11 protein-coding genes and 1 tRNA gene are annotated in these 19,455 nt (G+C 69.7%); 5 read left to right on the top strand and 7 right to left on the bottom strand.

What is annotated here, in order from left to right:
• The 6 genes from AC1ECW_RS12100 to AC1ECW_RS12075 form a co-directional block, all read right to left on the bottom strand.
• Positions 1 to 1,302 (bottom strand): MFS transporter, encoded by a 1,302-nt coding sequence (locus tag AC1ECW_RS12100; protein WP_481201926.1) that lies wholly within the window; start codon positions 1,300 to 1,302, stop codon positions 1 to 3.
• Positions 1,303 to 1,386: 84 nt separating this feature from the next.
• Positions 1,387 to 1,478 (bottom strand) — tRNA-Leu (locus AC1ECW_RS12095).
• Positions 1,479 to 1,521: 43 nt separating this feature from the next.
• Positions 1,522 to 3,843 (bottom strand): serine/threonine-protein kinase, encoded by a 2,322-nt coding sequence (locus AC1ECW_RS12090; protein WP_481201925.1) that lies wholly within the window; start codon positions 3,841 to 3,843, stop codon positions 1,522 to 1,524.
• A gap of 113 nt (positions 3,844 to 3,956) precedes the next feature.
• Positions 3,957 to 6,359, bottom strand: a complete 2,403-nt coding sequence (locus AC1ECW_RS12085; RefSeq protein WP_481201924.1) for a protein kinase domain-containing protein — start codon at positions 6,357 to 6,359, stop codon at positions 3,957 to 3,959.
• 85 nt (positions 6,360 to 6,444) lie between these two features.
• Positions 6,445 to 9,759: a UvrD-helicase domain-containing protein gene (locus AC1ECW_RS12080; RefSeq protein ID WP_481201923.1), complete on the bottom strand. Its 3,315-nt coding sequence runs from the start codon at positions 9,757 to 9,759 to the stop codon at positions 6,445 to 6,447.
• A complete protein-coding gene (locus AC1ECW_RS12075; protein WP_481201922.1) occupies positions 9,756 to 12,422 on the bottom strand; it encodes a PD-(D/E)XK nuclease family protein in 2,667 nt (888 codons plus the stop codon). Before AC1ECW_RS12075 ends, AC1ECW_RS12080 begins: the two co-directional genes overlap by 4 nt.
• A gap of 131 nt (positions 12,423 to 12,553) precedes the next feature.
• Between AC1ECW_RS12075 and trxA the strand changes: the two genes are divergently transcribed.
• The 5 genes from trxA to AC1ECW_RS12050 all read left to right on the top strand — a co-directional run bounded on the left by trxA (position 12,554) and on the right by AC1ECW_RS12050 (position 18,097).
• Positions 12,554 to 12,883, top strand: coding sequence for a thioredoxin TrxA (gene trxA / locus AC1ECW_RS12070; RefSeq protein WP_409702529.1), 330 nt, complete (start codon positions 12,554 to 12,556; stop codon positions 12,881 to 12,883).
• A gap of 258 nt (positions 12,884 to 13,141) precedes the next feature.
• Positions 13,142 to 14,404 (top strand): transcription termination factor Rho, encoded by a 1,263-nt coding sequence (gene rho / locus AC1ECW_RS12065; protein WP_409702531.1) that lies wholly within the window; start codon positions 13,142 to 13,144, stop codon positions 14,402 to 14,404.
• A 276-nt stretch (positions 14,405 to 14,680) separates the two neighbouring features.
• Entirely contained in the window at positions 14,681 to 14,941 is a 261-nt protein-coding gene (locus AC1ECW_RS12060; protein WP_409702533.1) for a type B 50S ribosomal protein L31, read from the top strand.
• 165 nt (positions 14,942 to 15,106) lie between these two features.
• Positions 15,107 to 16,750, top strand: a complete 1,644-nt coding sequence (locus AC1ECW_RS12055) for a hypothetical protein (RefSeq protein WP_409702535.1) — start codon at positions 15,107 to 15,109, stop codon at positions 16,748 to 16,750.
• Between the two features lie 6 nt (positions 16,751 to 16,756).
• Complete coding sequence (locus AC1ECW_RS12050; protein WP_409702537.1) at positions 16,757 to 18,097, top strand: MATE family efflux transporter; 1,341 nt, start codon at positions 16,757 to 16,759, stop codon at positions 18,095 to 18,097.
• Here the strand turns inward: AC1ECW_RS12050 and phoR are convergent.
• Positions 18,085 to 19,449 carry a phosphate regulon sensor histidine kinase PhoR gene (gene phoR, locus AC1ECW_RS12045; protein ID WP_481201921.1) on the bottom strand — a complete coding sequence of 455 codons (1,365 nt, stop codon included), beginning with the start codon at positions 19,447 to 19,449 and terminating at the stop codon, positions 18,085 to 18,087. The genes AC1ECW_RS12050 and phoR overlap by 13 nt on opposite strands.
• Positions 19,450 to 19,455 lie beyond the last annotated feature (6 nt).

The raw sequence follows: 19,455 nt of genomic DNA, 5'->3' as shown, positions 1-19,455 counted from the left end.
TCACCCTTGGCTGGCGGCCGCGCGGCCGCGCTCGATGTCCACCGGCCGCAGCAGCAGCAGCCCGGCCACGAAGAACAGCCCCGTGGAGACGATGGCCAGCCGGTGGTTGCCAGCCGTCCACCAGGTCGCCAGACCATAGGTGATAGGCCCCACGATGGCGGCCAGCCGCACCGCAAAGGTCCACAAGCCGAAGAACTCGGCCAAGTGTTTCTGCGGCGCAAACAGGCCGGCCAGCGCACGCCCGGCCGACTGGCTGGAGCCCATGCACAAGCCGGCGATGACGGCTGCCGCCCAGAACAGCGTGGCCGACGTGGCCAGATAGGCCAGTACCACCATCGCGATCCAGCCCAGCAGCGTGAGGGCGAGCGAGCCCTTGTGTCCCAGGCGGTCCTGCAGGTAGCCGAAGCCGAAGGCGCCAAGAGCCGAAGCGATGTTGACGAGAAAAACCAGGGCCATGGTCTGCTGCTGCTGGAAGCCCAGCACCTGCTCGGCATAGACAGCCGCCAGCGCAATCACCACGGCGATGCCGGCCTGGTAGCTGGTGGTGCAGGCCAGCAGCCAGATGAAGTCGCGGTAGTGGCGCGCGCGCTGCCACGTTTGCCACAGTCGGTCGATCGAGGCGCGCAGCCCCCCTTCCCGCAAGGCTTGCGGCTGGGGCACGGCTCGCTCCTTCAGCAAAGTGAAGGTGACCAGCGAGGCGACGCCGTAGACCGCCGCGGTGATCACCATCGTGACCGGCACGAAGTGGGTGGCGGGCAGCCCCTGGGCCTGGGCCCACAGCACATAGGCCAGGCTCAGGCCCAGCGAAAGCATGCCGCCGAAGTAGCCGAAGCTCCAGCCCCAGCCCGAGACGCGGCCCAGCGCATGCTGGCGGGCCAGCTCAGGCAGGAACGACGCGATCAGCGATTCGCCATAGGCATAAAAGCTGTTGGACAGGATGATGGCCACCACGGCCAGCGCCACGTCGCCGCGACCCACCAGCGCCAGCGCCAGGGTGGTCAGCACGCAGCCGGCCGTCGTGAAGGCCAGCAGGCGCTTCTTGGCGGCACGCAGGTCGGCATAGGCCCCGATCGTGGGCGCAGTGAGCATCACCAGCAGGCACGAGGCTGACAGCGAGGCCGTCCAGGCCAGGGTGGCCCATTGCGCTCCTTGGGCCACCACGCCCACGAAGTAGGCGTTGAACACGGCCGTCAGGACGACGGTGGTGTAGCCCGAGTTGGCAAAGTCGTACATCGCCCACCCGAACACCTCGCGCTTGCGCACCCCCTCGTTCAGGGCTTGCTGGGGAAACACGGCCGCCATGGGATCTCCTTGTGCACGGTGGCGGGCATGATGCCAGAGCCGGGGCCCCCGCGCGTGTGGCAGGGACCGCACGGGCCGTGTCGATGGTGCCCCGGGCCGGAGTCGAACCGGCACGCCGCGTTTTCGGCGGCGGCGGATTTTAAGTCCGCTGCGTCTACCTGTTTCGCCACCGGGGCCCCGGGGGGCGAGTGTACGGGAGCGGCGCCGTCCGGCTTGCGTTCAGGCCCGGGGGCGCTGTGGCTGCGCGAAGAGCTTGCGCAGTTCGTCGCGCAGGCTGCGCATCAGCGACAGGTCGCGGTCGGACAGTTTGAAGCCATCGGGCTGTGCGTGGTCGGCATAGAGCGCGGCCGCCGTGTGCCGGCCGTCGCTGATGGGCAGGAGCATGAAGGCCGGGGCGGCCACGTGGGTACGGAACCACGCTGGCAGCTTGGTGGCAAGGCCCGGCACGGTGGCATCGCGGATGAGCGCGTCGGCCCCCTTGGCACACAGGGTGCTGAAGGCATCGGCCGCGTCGTCGCGCGCGAAACGGAAATGAGCGTTCAGCGACGCATCGGCCTCCCCCCAGACCCTGCGGGCCAGGAACCAGCCGCTGGCGGGCTCGAGTTCCACCAGCACCACGCGGCGGCAGCCGAAGTGACGCAGCACTGCCTGGCCAACGATGTCCAGACAGGTGTCGCGCCCTTCGCGGCGAAGCAGCGCGGTGCGCAGGTCGAGGATGGCCTGCGACAGCGGATGGACCGGCGATGCGCCGGCGGCCGGGATCGGGCCCGTGCGGGCCGGCCCCCGCGCGGTGGCATGCACGCCCGACGACCCCGTGACGCCCGTGACGGGGCTGCGCCGCGCCGAGGCCACCGGCGGGACGGCCGTGCCGGCAGCCTCCCAGACCTGCTGAGTCTGAATGCCCAGCGCCGCTGCGTACTGGTCGAGCCAGTGCACCGTGTGGGCGGGGATCTCGCGGGCCGCATCGCGTGTGCGCGTGCCCGCGACGACATTGCCCACGCCGCCCAGCAGGCGGAACCAGTCGCCGCGCCGCTGCGGCGCGCGCACCGGCGTGCCTGGCGATGGCGCACGCATCACGCGCAGCAGCTCCTCAGGCAAGCCCCAGGTGCGCCCCACGGCCACACCAAGGTCCTCGAAGGACAGGCCCAGCACGGCGCAGGCGGCCTGCTCCTCGCTCTGGCCCTGGCTGCGCGCGAGCTGGCGCACCTGGGCGGCCTCGTCGGGCAGGTGGTGCTGCACCAGCACGCGACCGAGGTTCTGCATCAGCGCGGCGATGTAGCTTTCCTCTTCCTCGGCCTGCGTGGGGCACAGGCGGGCGGCGGTGCGCCCTGCCACCCGGCAGCGTGCGTACTCGTCGGCCAGGGCCTCGCGCTGGGCGCTGTCGCGCAGGTCTTCAAGCTGGGGCAAGGTGCCGGCCAGATCGCGCAAGGCCTCGAAACCCAGCAGCGCAATGCTGCGCGAGACGGTGGTGATGCTGCCGCCCCCCACGGAGCTGAAGTAGGCGGCATTGGTCATGCGCAGCAGCTTGTGCACGAGAGCGACATCGTCGAGCACGGCCCGCGCGATCTCGTCGAGGTTGACTTGTTCGGCGCCGGCCAGACGGCGCACGCGGCGCACCGCCTCGGCCTGCACCGGCAGGTCGCTGTGCTGGGCCAGGCTGGCCAGCAGCCGCTGCAAGGTGCGCTGCGCAAGGGTGTCGCCGCTGCCGTCCAACAAGGCGGGCGTGAGCCAGTCCTGCAAGGCCTGGCGCAGCGCCTGGGCACTGTCCGGGCGCCGCAGGGGGTCACGCGCCAGTGCGGCATGCACGATGGCGCGCAGGCCCGCTTCGCCGGGTTGATCCAGCGCCCATGGCGGCAAGCTCAGATCTTCCGTCTGCAGACGTTCCAGGGCGCGACGCGGCTGGGCATCGGCCACCGCAGGTCGGCCCACCAGCAGTTCATACAGCAGCAGGCCCACACCATGCACGTCGCTGCGCGCGTCGGCCCGCAACCCGGCGGCCACCTCGGGCGCCAGGTACAGACCTCGCGCCGTTCCCAACCGGCCCGGATCGACGACCCGACCGGCCGGCTCGAACGCGCCGAGCAAGGCGCGGCCGGTGATGTCCAGCCAAACGGCAGCGGGCCGCACCTGTCCGTGCACCAACCCGGCGTCATGGGCATGGGCCAGTGCATCGAGCACGCCGATGGCCACCAGCACGGCCTGACGCACCGGCATGGTCTCATGGTCGGCCAACCATTGCGACAACACCATGCCGGCCAGCGGTGCACACACCAGCACGGCCCGGTCGGCCTCGATGCGGGCTTCGACCGCCTGCACGATGTTGGGATGGCTCAGCGCGCATTGCGCCTGGGTGGCCTCGCGCCAGGTGGCGGGCGTCAGCCGCGGCAGGGGCGGCTGCTGCCAGACCTGCAGCAGCCAGTCGCGCTCGGCCGCGACGTCACGCGCCTGCCACCAGGCGCTGTCGACGTCGCTGGTCATCAGGCGGACCAACTGGTAGCGCCCCAGCGATGCAGTCTGGGCCTCGGTATCGACGGTGCTCACATCAGGTCCGGGCAATTAAGGACGCGCGACATGGCCCGATTTCACCACGGCAGGCACCTCCTCTGACCGAGGAACTGCCGGGTGTTTGGCCTGCATCTTCCGCCCCGCCGTCCTCAGGGCGAAGCCTGCTTGAAGGCCATCACCGCCTGGTTGCGCAGGGTGCGCAGCAGCGAGAGCTCACGCTCGCCGACCGAGATCGCCCCGCAGTGGGCCTTGTCGGCGTAGATCAGCCCAAGCGGCGCCTGGCGCAGCATCAGCGGCAGCAGCAAGAAGGTGGGCGCATCGATGTGGCGGCGATACCAGTCAGGCAGCCGCTCGGCCAGGCTGGGCGCCGTGGCATCGGAGATCAGCGTGTCGGCCCCCTTCTTGCACACCAGGGCGAACAGGTCGGTGGATGACGGCGCCAGATCGATGCGGAACTGGGCCGCGACCTGCGCGGCATCCCCACCCAGGCCGAAGCGGCCGATCATCGTGCCGCTGCGGGCATCGCGCAGACACAGAAGCACACGCTGGAAGCCCAGCGAGCGGTACATCGCCTCCAGAATCATGCGCAGCACCTCGTTGAGCCTGCAGTTCTCGACGAGGGCGTTGCTGACGTCCTGGATGCCGGCCGCCAGCACCTGGGCCGCCCGGTCGGGGAGCGGTTCGGGTCCGGCCTGGGGTTCTCCGGCATGCGTCAAAACCACCGTGTCGAGGTCGTGGGCGCCCAGGCCGTCGGCATGGCCGGGTGCGGCCGCTCCGGCGTGGGTGTTCAGCAACCGCTCGCTGCGGCTGCCCGGTGCGATCTGGATGTCCATCGCGGGCACCATCTCGGCCATGCGCTCCCGCGAGCGCTGCACGGCCCCCAGCACCTCACGGTCGGACAGGCCCAGCGCAGCCACATAACGGGCCGCCACGGTCTTGAGCGCGTCGACATGGTCCGCACGGGCCGTGTGGAGCACGGCATCGGCCAGATCGTTGGCCGCGCAGGCCAGCAGGCGCAGCCGCTCGCCGGGCGTGTCGGGCTTCTTCAGCGGCGCATCGGCCGCCAGCTTGCGCATGCTGCGCTGCAGCGTCTCGGGCAGTCCCCAGTGGCGCGCCACGCCGATGCCCAGCTCCTCGAAGCTCAGGCCCAGCACCTGCACGGCCGCCTGAGCCTCTCCCGGGCCCGCTCCATGGTCGGCCTGCACGAGGCGTCGGACCTGCTCGGCCTCCTCCGGGAAGTAGAACTGGGCCAGGGTGCGCCCGAGATTCTGGAACAACGCCGCGATGAAGGCCTCCTCGGCCTCGCGGACGCTGACCGCCAGTTCGCGCGCCACGTTGCCGGCCATCAGCGAGCGCAGGAACTCCTCCTTCAGCGAGGCCGCATGGGCCTTGTCCTGCATGTGCTCCAGCACGACGAGCGACAGTGCCAGGTTGCGGATGCCCGCAAAGCCCACCAATGCGGCAGCCCGCGACACCGTGCTGATCGTGCCACCGCCGGCCGTGCGGAAGTGGGCCGAGTTGACGATGCGCAGCAGCTTGTTCGTCAACGCCACGTCCTTGAGGATCTCGTTGGCCAGGTGGTGGAGGCTCTCATGCTCCGAAGCCGCGATGCGCTGGATGCGCCCCACCGCATCGGTCAGCGCCGGAAAGTCGCTCTTGTGGCGCATGCGGCGCATCAGGAACTCCAGCGTGGCGTGGCCGCCGACCTCGCCACCATCGTTCTTGGGGACCTGCCAGGCCTGCAAGGCCGCGGCCATCTCGCCTGCGCTGGCATAGCGCACCGCGGTATCACGGGCCGTGGCCCGGTGCACGATAGCCCGCAGGGTGTCGTCCACCGGGTGCGGCAGATGGGGCGGCAAGGCCACATCCTCATGCGTGAGCCGGTGCAAGGCCCGGTAGGGATCGAGCTCCTGCACCGCGGGGCGGCCTGCAAGCATCTCATAGAGCACCAGGCCGGCAGCGAACACGTCAGCCTGGGCCGTTGCGGGACGGCCCTGGGCCAGTTCAGGGGCCATGTAGCCGGGCGTGCCCACCAAAGCCTCCTGCACGGCACCGTGACGCTGGTTCACGGCGATGCCGAAGTCCATCACCCGCGCGCGGCCGTCGCGGTCCAGCAGGATGTTCGAGGGCTTGAGGTCGCGATGGATCACGCCGGCACGATGGGCATGCTCGAGACCGTCGAGCACCCCCAGCAACAGGCGCACCGCCTCGGCCGCCGGCACGGCGCCGTGCTCGCGCAGGCGCTGCGACAGCGTGGGGCCTTCGACCAACTCGAACACGAGGTAGGGGTGCCGGTCGTGAACATCGGCCTCGAACAGCGGGACGATGTGGGGATGTGTCAGGCGTGCCACCGCGCGGGCCTCGTGCAGCCACTGGGTCAGCGTCTCGCCGTCGCTGGCCTGCATCCGGTGCAGCTTGAGGGCGACGTCGCGGTCCAGCCGCGGGTCGAAGGCCCGCCAGACAGCGCTCTGCCCGCCCTGGCCGAGAATCTGGCGCAATTCATAGCGGCCCAGGGTGCGGGCTGGCGGACGGACGGAGGCTGGAGACGGCATGCCGGCGCGCAGATGGACGGACGATGCCCGATTGGACACCCGGCTGGCCTGCCGCAAACCGGAAACAAGCCCCGTCAAGGCAGGCTTATTTCGCGGCGGGCATGACTTCCACGAGCCGGCCGTCGCCGGTGATGAAGGCCGCACGCACCGGCCGCTGCGGGTCTCCCGCCTCGACGGCACGCCGGTAGCGTTCCAGTTGCGCCACCAGCTCCGGGTCGGCCTCGGGGCGGGACTCGGTCTTGTAGTCCAACACCCACCATTGCTCCCCTTCAGCACCCCTGCGCAGCACCAGCCGGTCGATGCGGCCGGAGCGCCCGTCGGCCACGACCGGCACCTCGTTGCCGGCCCAGGCCAGCGGCTCGCCACCCAGCAGGGCGTGGATGCGCGCATCGCTCAGCATGCGCCGCACCACGTCCACAGCCGCCTGCGCCGTGGCTTCGTCGGCTCCGAGTTCTTCTGCTGCGGCCCACGCGAGGCCCTCCACTCGGCTCAGTGACGGCCCTTCCGGGCCAGCCAGCCATTCCAGGCAGCGGTGCACCACCTCGCCCAGCCGCGCTCCGGCCGACCGCGGCGCGTGGGCGGTCTCGGTCGCAAGGGGGGCCTGGCGTTGCAGGCTCGGCAATCGCCAGACCCGGACCTCGGCAGAGACAGCCTGCTGCGAGACAGCGGTTTGCGGCGATGTCGGCGTCCACGGCTCACAGACCGCCGCCAGCCGCGACCACCAGCTCGGCCCCTCCTGTCCCAGATGGGGCGCACTGGCACTGACCACGAGCCGCTCGCGTGCGCGCGTCATCGCCACGTACAGGCCATTCATCTCCTCGCGCGCACGCGCGGCGCGCTCCACGGCCATCGCCTCCTCCAGGCTGGGTGCCGGCTGCCGCTCGTCGGCAACGAAGGCAAAGCAGCGCGGCCGTGACTCGCCGGCCGGCCAGTCCACCAGCACGGTGGCGCTGTCGTGGCGGTCGGCGCTGCTGCGCCGTTCCGGGTCGGTGTCGATCACGAAGACCACGCGGGCCTCCAGTCCCTTGGCACCGTGGATGGTGAGCAGTTGCACCGCCTCGGGCGTGCTGCTCAGGGACAGCCCGGGCGAACGCCTGCGCAGCGCCTGCACGAATTGGTGCGGTGTCGCATAGCGGCCGCCGTCGAGTTCGAGCGAGCACGACAACAGGGCCTCCAGGTGCGCTTTCACCGACTCGCGCAGCTCCGGCGGCACCCGCTGCGCGTAACGGGCCGGCACGTCGCCTTCGGCGTAGATGCGGTCGAGCAGGTCGTGCGGCGGCAGATGGCGGGCCGCCTCGGCCCATCCGGGCAGGAGCGCGCGAGCCCGGCGCAGAGCCTGGCCGGCAGGTTCGCCCGACGCGGCCGCACCGGTCAGCGCCGCCCACCAGCCCCCGGCCTCCCGGGCGCGCTGTGCCAACCACACGAGCTCGTCATCGCCGGCGTCGAACAGCGGGGAACGCAACGCCTGGGCCAGCGACAGAGCATGTCCAGGTGACACCAGGGCATCCAGCAGGGCCACGAGGTCACGCACCTCCAGTGCGTCCATCAGGGCATGGTCCTCGGGGCTGGCACAGGCGATGTGCCGCTCGCGCAGGGCCTGGGCGACCCAGCCCAGCGGCGCACGCCTGCGCGCCAGCACCTGAATGTCGCCCGGCGCCACCCCCTCCACCCGCACCAAGTGCTCGATGGCCTGGGCCACGGCACGGGCCTCCTGGGCCCGCCAGGGCTCCTGCCCCTCGTGGCGCGGCTGCGTCAGGCTGTCACGCCACGCCGGTGCGGCCTGGGCCCGGGCCTCACGTTCAGGCCGCTCGATGCGCGGCAGCGCGCACACCCGCGCCGCCGGAGCATCGTCGCCATGCTCGGTGGTGTGAGGCCGGAAGCCCTCGTAGGCCCCCTCGGCCTGAGCCGTGCCGAACACCGCGTTCAGGGCGTCGATCACGGCCGGCGCGTTGCGTCGGGTGTGGTCGCATTCCAGCACCGAGCCGCCCAGGCCCTGCACCACCAGGGCCTTGGCCGCCTCGAACACCCTGGGCTCGGCCCGGCGGAAGCGGTAGATGCTCTGCTTGGGATCGCCGACGATGAACACCCCCAAAGGCCGCTGCCCGCTCGCCCCGCCGCCCGCCCCGGCATAGGACGACAGCCATTGCGACAAGGCCTGCCACTGCAGCGGGTTGGTGTCCTGGAATTCATCGATCAGGACCTGGCTCACCCGTGCATCCAGCCGTTCCTGCATCCAGGCGGCCAGCGCCCCATCGCCCAGCAGTGCCAGCGCGCAACGCTCCAGGTCGGCCATGTCGGCCAGGCCCCGTTGCCGCTTGACCGATTCGTAGGCCTGCAGCAGCACCCTGCCCAGGCGCACCAGGCGCTGGTGCTCACGGTGGGCGGTTTCCTGGGCCACGCCTTGCTGGATCTCGTCCAGCCAGGCCACGGCCTCGTCCAGACCGGGGGCTTCGAGATGCTTGCGCAGCGTACCCGACTGGGTGAACAGGGCCGCACGGACGGCCGAAAGCGCCGCCTCGTCGTCGGGCAGCGCCAGCGCCTCCTCCAGCGCCTGGGCCGCCTTGCGCGGTGTGGCGTTTTTTTGCGCCCCCAGGGCCCGGGCCACCGCCTGCAGCGCACCACGCACCGCGGGATGGCGCAGACGCTGGGCCGGATGCGCCAGCCCCGCAAACGCAGCCCGCCACTGCGCGGCCGCCGGCACGCTGGCGGCCAGGGTGCCGGCGGCATCGGCCAATTCAAACTCCACGCGCTTGTCGATCAAGCCCAGCAGCCATTCGCGCACGCGGCTGCGGGAATGCTCCCGCATCAACGCGGCCAGGTCCTCGCGCAAGCCCGGATCGCGATGCACCCGGCCCAGCCATTCGCGCCAGGTCGGCCCGGACAACTCGGCGCTGTCCTCCAGCAACTGGGCTTGCGGCACCAGGCCCAGCCGGTCGATCACCTGCAGCGGCGCGGACCGCAGGAGCTGGGCGAACCAGGCATGGAAGGTGCGCACCTCCACCTGTTCGCCCGCATCCAGCAAGCGCTCGTACAGGTCAGCCAGCACCGGGGCCTGCCGGCGGGCCTCGGGCTCGCTCAGGCCCCGCTCCACCAGGGCCTGCACCCGCGTCTCCTGGCTCGCCAGCGCCAGGTCCGCCAGCCACTCCATCAGGCGCGCGCGCATCTCCCCGGCGGCCTTCTTCGTGAAGGTGATGGCCAGGATCTCGCGCGCGGGCACCCCGTCGAGCAAGGCCCGCAGGATGCGCGACACCAGCATCCAGGTCTTGCCCGCGCCGGCACAGGCCTCCACGACCACGCTACGCCTCGGATCGCAGGCCTGGGCGTAAAACGCCTCGCGGCTGACCAGGTGCCCGTCGATGCGGTACGCCGCCACACGGGCGTGCCCCGATGCCGCCTTCATGCCAGCCCCTCCTGCCTCACTGCGGTCCAGTGCTCTTTGCGGCACAGGCCCGCCGCTGCGCAGTGCGTGCACGCCGGCCCCTCCCCCAAGGGCGGCAGCGGCGCGCCGGCCGCCAGCCGGGCAAGGTCTTCGGCCAGCCCCGCCCGCAAGGCGGCTGCGCTGTCGGCCACCTGCGGATGCTCGATCCACCTCACCGGCACCTCCAGCGCCAGGTAGCCGGCCTCCAGGCCCTCGGCCCCCGCGGCCGTCTCGGCAGCACCTTCCCACAAGGCCGCATAGAACGCCAGTTGTGTGTCTTCCAGCGGCTGACGCACGCGCGTGCGAAGGCTTTCCGCCGAGGAGATCTTGTAGTCGATCAGCCGGGCCCGGGGTGGTCGCTCCCCCTGCGACAGTCGGTCCACCCGGTCCAGCACCCCGCGCAGGTCCGCCGGCCCGCCCCCGGGCGCCGAGACGGCCCACTCCCCACGCTCGAAGCGCCAGCCCTGGGCCTCCTGGGCATGCAGCCATTCCACATAAGCCGGCGCCAACCGCTCGAACTGCAGCCACTCGGCCAGGAAGGCCGCCTCGTCCAGCCCCTGCGCCTGCCGCTGCGCCCGCCCAATCGCCAGCAGACGCTCGACATCGGCCTGCGGGTCATCACTTGGCACCGCCCGCGTGGTGTGAAAGGCGTGCAGCACCGCATGCAGCCAGTTGCCTTGGTCGCGCCGGTCGGGCTCGTCATCGAGCACCACCACCTCCTCCAGGCCCAGCATGCGCAGGGCAAAGAACCGATAGGGGCAGGCCCGCAGGGCCTCATAGGCCGTGGCGCTCACCTGCGACGGCAACAAGGCCGGCGCCGAGGGCTGCGTAGGCCCCACCGGGCAGGCGGGCAGGGTCTGCGGGACCAGCACCTGCGGCGCCGCCGGCCAATCGCCTCCGGCACGGCGCAGCGCCAGGCGCAGGGGCTCCAGCAGCGGCGACACCTGCAGCGGCTCGCCCTGGTGGCTGCGCCGCCACGACAGGCTCAACCGCGGGTGCGTGAGCACATGGCGCAGTGCCAGCCGCTCGCGCTGCCAGGCCTGCTCGCGGGTGGGCAGCGCCAGGTCACGCCGCTCGGCTTCGCTCAGGCAGCCCCCGACGGCCGCCGGGGCGCCCAGGTGGGTGTGGTCGCAACCGGGCAGGACCACCGCGGCAAAGGGCCGCAGCAGGCAACGCGACAGCGGGGCGATCACCACCTCGGCCGGCTCGGCCGGCGCCGGTCGGAACGACACGGCCTCCAGCACCTCGTCCACCCAGGCCAGGTGATCGGCCCGCTCCCATTCGAGCTGCCGCGCCTGCCGGCCGTACGGGCCTGCCGTGGCAACCCCCTCCTGCAGGCGCAAAGCCCGCAACAACTGGGCCCCGGCCGGATCGAGCTGCAGGCGCTCCCAGGCCCCGCACCGCTGCAGCCCCTGCGCAAGCGCCTGCTGCCATTGCGCCAGGCTCGCCCGCGTCAGGCGCTTCAGCGGCCCGCAGGCCTCGGCCCAGGCCTGCCACAGCGCCTGGGCCGCGGCGGGCAGGTGCTCCATCCGCACCCCTGCCACCCAGGCCACTTGCTGCCGGCGCAGCGCCGCCTCCAGCAGCGGAACCGCCGGGCCTTGTCCCGGCAAGTCCACGAATCCGCTCTTGAGCCAGTCCAGCAGCTCCTCGGTGGACGCACGCGATCCGCACAGCCGCAGCAGCCCCATCACGCAGGCACCCGCCCGGGTGGTGGAGAGCTTCCAGCCCGTCTCGTCATGGATGCGCACCCGTTCGCGCTCCAGCAGCGCCCGGATGCGGCGCACCAACCCCCGGTCCTGGGCCACCAGGGCGACCGGCACCTCCCCGTCGGCCACATGGCGCAAGACCCGGGCGGCGGCCCCCTGCGCCTCCTCCTCGGCGTCCTGACACACCGTCAGAGACGGCGCCTGCCCCGTCGGCGCGCTCCCGGCGGCCCCCGGGGGGTCGAGGTCCAGCCACAGCGCCGGCCCGCAAAACTGCGCCACCACCGATGCCATGAGGGCATCGGCGCCGCCGGCCTGCACCACCGCCCAGGCCGCGGGCTGCGCCTGGAACAGCCCGTCGGTGGGGACGGTGTCCCGCTGGCGCGCCCAGGCCCAGGCCACCCGTGCCAAGGCCCCCTCCACCTCGCCGGCGGCCACCTGGGCCGCCAGCCGGCCCTCGAGCCGCTCCTGCACGCGGGCCCACCAGGCCTCTCGCCGGTCGGGCGGCTGGCAGGCCGCCCCTTCCATCAGTTGGTGGGTCGTGTCCACGAGCAGCCGCACCCAGTGCCGGAACATCGCCGGGTCCTCCTGGGCCGTCTGCCGGGCCCAAGCCTGGCGTGCCAGCAATGGCGCGGCGGCCAGGCGGTCGATCACCGCATCGCCGGTGGGCACGTCCTGCGCCGCCTCCTCTCGCGGGCCCAGCGCGGCCGCCAGCGTCTCGGTGGTCTCGAATCGTGGCATCCAGCCGGCACCGGCGTGCCGGGCCCAGGCCTCGCGTGCCAGGGGCAGGTGTTGCGCAAAGGGCACGATCACCCAGAGATCACGCGCCACCAGGCCGTGCCGCCGGACGAAGTCCTGCAACACCATGGCCACCGCCCCCCACACGTCGGGCGGGCACGGCAGGCTGCGTCGTTCGAGCAAGGATGGGATCGAGGAAGACATGCATCGAAACGATTCGACCCACGCGGCCCCTTGCCGCGCGGACTCCCTGCCAAACCTAGGGCCGACAGGCTTTGTGTCAAAATCATTGTGCCTTGTCGGGCTGGCGGCCCGACGCACACGAGGATTGAACAATGAGCAGCGAGCTGATCAAACACGTCTCGGATGCGTCTTTCGACGCCGACGTGCTGCAGGCCGACAAGCCTGTGCTGGTGGACTACTGGGCCGAATGGTGTGGCCCGTGCAAGATGATCGCCCCCATCCTGGACGAGGTGGCCAAGGACTACAACGGCCGTCTGCAGATCGCCAAGATGAACGTCGACGAGAACCGAGAAGTGCCCGCCAAGTTCGGCATCCGCGGCATTCCCACGCTGATGCTCTTCAAGGGCGGCCAGCTCGCCGGCACCAAGGTCGGCGCATTGTCCAAGGCCCAGTTGACGGCCTTCGTCGACGGGCATCTATAATCAGCGCCAAAGTTGGCTGACGCCGGAGCCAAAAGCCCGGCGCAGCTCAACGGGCAACAGGTCGCTGAACACGCCGCTGCGCCCGATCGACGGCGCCCAGTTTCGGCTCACCACCCTTCCCAGATACAGCATCCGCGGACGTCGCGGGTGACGGCCGGTCCAGGCTGACAGGGCTGCATGCCGCAAGGGCATCGCTGCCGCCTCGCCGAGGCCTGGGCTCTTCCAGTTTCGACACCACACCGACCAGGGTTCCCACCCATGCACCTTTCAGAACTCAAAGTCCTGCACGTCTCGGAGCTCATCAAGATGGCCGAGTCGCTGGAGATCGAGAACACCAGCCGCATGCGCAAGCAGGAGCTGATGTTCGCGATCATGAAGAAGCGCGCCAAGCAGGGCGAGCAGGTCTTTGGCGATGGCGTGCTGGAAGTGCTGCCGGACGGCTTCGGCTTCCTGCGCTCGCCCGAGACCAGCTTCCTGGCCAGCACGGACGACATCTACCTCTCGCCCAGCCAGATCCGTCGCTTCAACTTGCACACCGGCGACATGATCGAGGGCGAGGTGCGCACGCCCAAGGACGGTGAGCGCTATTTCGCCCTGGTGAAGGTGGATCGTGTCAACGGCCTCACGCCCGAGGAGAACAAGCACAAGATCATGTTCGAGAACTTGACACCGCTCTTCCCGAAAGAGCAGTTCAAGCTCGAACGCGACATCCGGTCGGACGAAAACATCACCAGCCGCATCATCGACCTCATCGCCCCCATCGGCAAAGGCCAGCGTGCCCTGCTGGTGGCGCCGCCCAAAAGCGGCAAGACGGTGATGATGCAGCACCTGGCCCATGCCATCACGGCCAACCACCCCGACGTCTACCTCATCGTGCTGCTCGTGGACGAGCGCCCGGAGGAAGTGACCGAGATGCAGCGCACCGTGCGCGGCGAGGTCATCAGCTCCACCTTCGACGAACCCGCTGCCCGCCACGTGCAGGTGGCCGAGATGGTCATCGAGCGGGCCAAGCGCCTGGTCGAACTGAAGAAGGACGTGGTCATCCTGCTGGACTCCATCACCCGCTTGGCGCGCGCCTACAACAACGTGCTGCCCTCGTCGGGCAAGGTGCTTACCGGCGGCGTCGACGCCAACGCCCTGCAGCGGCCCAAGCGCTTCTTCGGTGCCGCCCGCAACATCGAGGAAGGCGGCTCACTCACCATCATCGGCACGGCACTGATCGACACCGGCAGCCGCATGGACGAGGTGATCTACGAAGAGTTCAAGGGCACCGGCAACTGCGAGATCCACCTCGATCGACGCATGGCCGAAAAGCGCGTCTACCCCTCCATCCTGCTGAACAAGTCGGGCACCCGCCGCGAGGAGCTGCTGCTCAAGCCCGAGATCCTGCAGAAGACCTGGATCCTGCGCAAACTCCTCTACCCGATGGACGAGATCGAGGCGATGGAGTTCATTCTCGACAAAATGAAGTCCACCAAGAACAACCACGACTTCTTCGACATGATGCGCCGAGGGGGGTGAGTCGGGACCAGAAACAGTCCCTGTGGACTGTTTCGCGCCCGACGAACCGGTCGAGCTCTGCGAGACCGTGGATTGAGTCGGGACCAGAAACAGTCCCTGCGGACTGTTTCGCGCCCGACGAACCGGTCGAGCTTCAGCCAGACCGTTGAGAGCGCTGGCATCGCTTCTCCCTGTCAATGCGATCCGCGTTGTATAATGTGTGGTTTCCCGCATTCCGGAAAGTGCGCCGAGGGGTTCGGCGTGGCTCCCGGCGCACCTGCGACCAAAGGACCCGGCATGAAAGAAGGCATTCACCCCAACTACCGCGAAGTGTGCTTCGTGGACCTGTCCAACGGCTTCCAGTTCGTGACGCGCTCGTGCGCGCCCACCAAGGAAACCATCAAGCTGGACGACGGCCGCGAACTGCCGCTGTTCAAGCTGGAAACCACCAGCGAGACGCACCCCTTCTATACCGGCACGCAAAAGAGCGTGGACTCGCTGGGTGGCCGCGTCGAGAAGTTCCGCAACAAATTTGCGCGCGTCGGTCTCAAGAAGTAAAGTCTTGCTCCCGGTGTCTGCCTGCGGCACGCACCGACCCCTCCGACAAGGCAGCCCGGTTTCCGGGCTGCCTTGTTCGTTTCCGGCCCGGTCGGCGCGCCCCCTGCCCCGGCGCCGCCGAATTCCTGCATGATGGCGCCCGTGCTGCATGCCTCCCATCCCCCCTTGAACCAACCCACCCCTGCCATCGTCACGCAGCGCGCCGCCCGGCGCCTGCCCCGTCTGGCGCTGCTGCTGCTGTGTGCTGCGTATGTGCTACCGGGCCATTTCGGCCGCGATCCCTGGCGCAATGCGGACGTCACCGCATATGGCTACATGCACGCCCTGGCACAGGGAGGCGACTGGTGGCACCCGACAATCGCCGGGCTCCCCTCGGACGGCGGCCTGTTGCCGTACTGGCTGGGGGCGCTGTTCATCCAGGCACTGGGCGGCTGGATCGGCCCGGAGCTGGCCGCGCGCGTGCCTTTTGCGCTCTTGCTGGCCACCACCCTGGCACTCACCTGGTATAGCTGCTACCACCTGGCCCGCACCGAAGCCGCCCAGCCGGTGGCCTTTGCCTTCGGCGGGGAGGCCCATCCGGTGGACTATGCGCGGGCCGTGGCCGACGGGGCCGTGCTGGCTCTCCTGGCCAGCCTGGGCCTGCTGCAGCTCGGACACGAGATCACTCCTGAGCTGGTGCAGCTCGCCGGCGCCGGTCTGTGCCTGTACGCCGTCTCGGCCAGCACCTACCGCGGCTGGCAGCCGCGTCTGGCGATGCTGGCCGCCCTGCCGCTGATGGCTGGCAGCGGGGCGCCCAGCTTGGCTCTGGCCCTGGCCGCCGCTGCCGGGCTCGTATGCTGGTGGTCTCATTACGAAGCCACCCGGGCATTCGCCCCCTGGGTGCTGGCCTCGGCCCTGCTGGCCGGGTTGCTGGCCACGGCCTTTGGAACCTGGGGCTGGCGCGTGCAGGAATGGCCGTCCGTGGCCCAGGTATCGCGGTTGCTCGTGTGGTTCACCTGGCCGGCCTGGTTGCTCGCCGGCTGGACCTTGTGGCGCTGGCGCCACCACCTGCGGCATCGGCACATCGCCTGGCCTGCGTCGATGGCTGCCCTCGCCGTGACCGCCTGCGTGGCGATGAACGGCTCGGATCGTGCGCTGCTGCTCGGCCTGCCGGCCCTGGCCGTGCTTTCGGCCTTCGCCTTGCCCACGCTGCGCCGGCCCGTGGCCTCGGCGATCGACTGGTTCTCCGTGTGTTTCTTCACCGCCGGCGCGCTGTTCGTGTGGGTGATGTACATCGCCATGCACACGGGCATCCCTGCCAAGCCGGCCGCCAACATCGCCAAGCTCGCCCCGGGCTTCGAACCGAGTTTTTCCGTGACGGCGCTGTCGCTGGGCATCGTCGCCACGCTGGCCTGGGCCTGGCTGGTGCGCTGGCGCACGGGACGGCATCGCGAAGCCCTGTGGCGCAGCCTCGTGCTGCCAGCCGGCGGCGTCGCCCTGATCTGGCTGCTGATGCTCACGCTGTGGCTGCCGCTGCTGAACTACGCCCGCAGCGACCGGCCGCTGGTCGAGCGCCTGCAACGCCACCTGCCCGCCAACGCCTGCGTGCTCACCAGTGGGCTGCCGCGCCACCAGCTCGCGGCCCTGGAAGCCCTGGGCGGCCTGCGTGTGCAGGCCGGCATGGAGGGCGACCCGCAGGTCTGCCGTCACCTCCTGCTGATCGGGCCGCGGCGCAGCCCGCCCCCGGCCCCACCAGGCTGGACCCTGGTCACCGCCGAGCGGCGCCCCACGGATCGCCACGAACAGACCTATCTCTACCGCCGGGACTGACACCGAATGTCTGCTTGGCGGTCCATCGCCCGCGATGCGGGTTCCATCCTGATCGGCCAGCTCGCCACCATCGGCTTCGGTGTGGCCGACACGCTGATGGCCGGCCGCGCCTCCAGTGAGGACCTGGCCGCGCTGTCGATCGGTGCGGCCCTGTACATCAGCGTCTTCATCGGGCTGACCGGCGTGGTCCAGGCCCTGATCCCGGTGGTGGGCCAGCATCACGGCAGCGGCGAGCCGCGCCAGGTGGGGCGCGCCTTCCAGCAGGGCGTGTGGCTGGCCCTGGCGCTGGCCGTGCCCGGGATGGGGCTGATGTTCTTTCCCGGAGTGCTGCTGGCGCTCACCGATGTCGCGCCCGAGGTGGCCCAGCGCACGCGCGACTACCTGTTCTGGCTGGGCTGGGGCCTGCCGCTGGCGCTGCTGCTGCGGTGCTACAGCGCACTCAACCAGGGCATCTCCCGGCCGCTGCTGGTGACGGTGCTGCAACTGGGCGGCCTGGCGCTCAAGCTGCCGCTCAATGCCTGGCTGGTGTTCGGCGGCGGCGCTGTGCCGGCGCTGGGTGTGACGGGCTGCGCGCTGGCCACCCTGATCGTCCTGGTGCTGCAGACGGCCGTCGGCTGGACGATGCTCTCGCGGCACCCGTTGTATGCCCCGTTCGGGCTGTGGCGCGACTGGGACCGGCCCCGTTGGCGGGACCAAAAGGAACTGCTGCGGCTGGGCCTGCCCGCCGGCGCAAGCTACTTCGTCGAAGTGACGGCCTTCACGCTGATGGCCGTGTTCATCTCACACTTCGGCACGACGGCCCTGGCCGGCCATCAGATCGTGGCCAACCTCGCATCCGTGGCCTACATGCTGCCCCTGTCGATTGCGGTAGCCACGGGGGCCAAGGTGGCTCAACTGCGAGGCAGCGGGCAGCCTCAGGCAGCCTGGCTTGCCGGCTGCCAGGGCATTGGCATGGCTGTGGGCCTGTCGATGAGTCTGGGGGTGGTGCTCTTCGTCCTGCGCGCTCCCATCGCTGCGACCTACAGCCTGGATCCGGCCGTGCAGGCCATGGCCTTGCAGCTCTTTGTCTACATTGCCCTGTACCAGATCTTCGACGCCGCACAAGTCACGATCGCATTCGCGCTGCGCTCCTTTCGCATCGCCCTGGCTCCTGCGCTGGCTTATGTCGTGTCGCTATGGGGCCTGGGATTGGGAGGTGGATGGGTCCTGGGCTTCAACGTCACGGGCCACATCCCCGAGTCGTTGCAGGGAGCCCAAGGATTCTGGGCCGCCAACTTCGTGGCTCTGGGCACCGTCACCACGGTGCTGGCCCTCATGTATCGGCACTTGCGCGATCAACAACGGTGATCGTCGACGAGTGCGCCGGATCGCTCGTCTTCGAGCTTTCCGCCCAAGCGCCGGACCCGCTGCACCGGAAAAGTGATCGAGAACAGCGACCCCACCCCGGGTTCACTCTCAATATCCAGCTCGCCGGCATGCCGGAGGACCACGTGCTTGACGATGGACAAGCCCAACCCGGTGCCTCCCGTCTCGCGGGATCGACTGCCATCGACGCGATAGAACCGCTCGGTCAGACGCGGCAGATGCTCCTTGGACACTCCGATACCGGTGTCACGCACGGCAAACCGTCCTTCTCCGCTGGGTAGCACCTCCCAACGGACCTCGATGCGTCCGCCCGGGGCCGTGTAGCGGATGGCATTGCTGACCAGGTTGCCCATTGCGCTGAGCAGTTCGGTCTCGGCACCCGCCACCTCGGCAGCGTCTTGCAAGACAAAACGCAACTCGTGCTTGCCTTGAGACAAGCTCGTCGCATCCGCATGCAGGCAGTCCATCAATTTGGCGACCGAAATCCACAAATCCGTCGGTGGCCTTGGACTGCCTTCCAGTTGAGCCAAGGTGAGCAAATCCGTCACCAGGCTTTGCATGCGCTGGGTTTGCTGCGCCATCAAGCCCAATACACGCTTGCGCTCGACCTCAGTGAGGGGCAGATTCGTCATCGTTTCGATGAAGCCCGACAGCACCGTCAGCGGTGTGCGAATTTCATGCGATACGTTGGCCACGAAGTCGCGGCGCATCATGTCGGCGCGCTCGCGCTCGGTGATGTCCTGCGACAGCAACAGCTTCATGCCCTCGCCATAGGGACGAATCAGCACCGACAAGGTCACCTGATCTCTCGGGCTGACGAAGACCACCGGATGGGAGAAATCGCCCGCTTGCAGGTAGTCGACGAACATTGGCGTGCGTACCAGATTAGTGACTCGCTGACCGATGTCGCGTCCCGGATCGATGCCCAAGTGTTCGGCACTGACGCGATTACACCATTGGATGTGCTCGTCCTTGTCGAGCAGCATGACCCCATTGGGCGAGGCTTCGATCGCGGCCAGAAATTGCGTCAAGCGCAAACGTTCCTGAGACAGCGTAGCCTCTCGGGCACGAATGGCACGCTCGATGCGATACGCCAATTCGCCCCAAAGACCCACTTCTACGGGGGCCGGCCGGCCTTGATCATCCCTCAACCAACCCAGCACACGATAGCCGCGCATGGTATCGAAAAACACCACCGCGGCCACGGCTGAGGTCATCCCCAGAAGCAAGCCCAGCCAATGCCAGTACAGGCTGTCGCCCAACACATACCCCAACACTCCACCGCCAACGGCCGCGCCCACCACGGCACAGGCGCGAGGAATCCACCAATTCATGATCGG

The organism is Caldimonas hydrothermalis (genome assembly GCF_056746695.1).
Note: the sequence above shows the minus strand (reverse complement) of the source record. Positions and strands in the feature narration are given on the sequence as shown.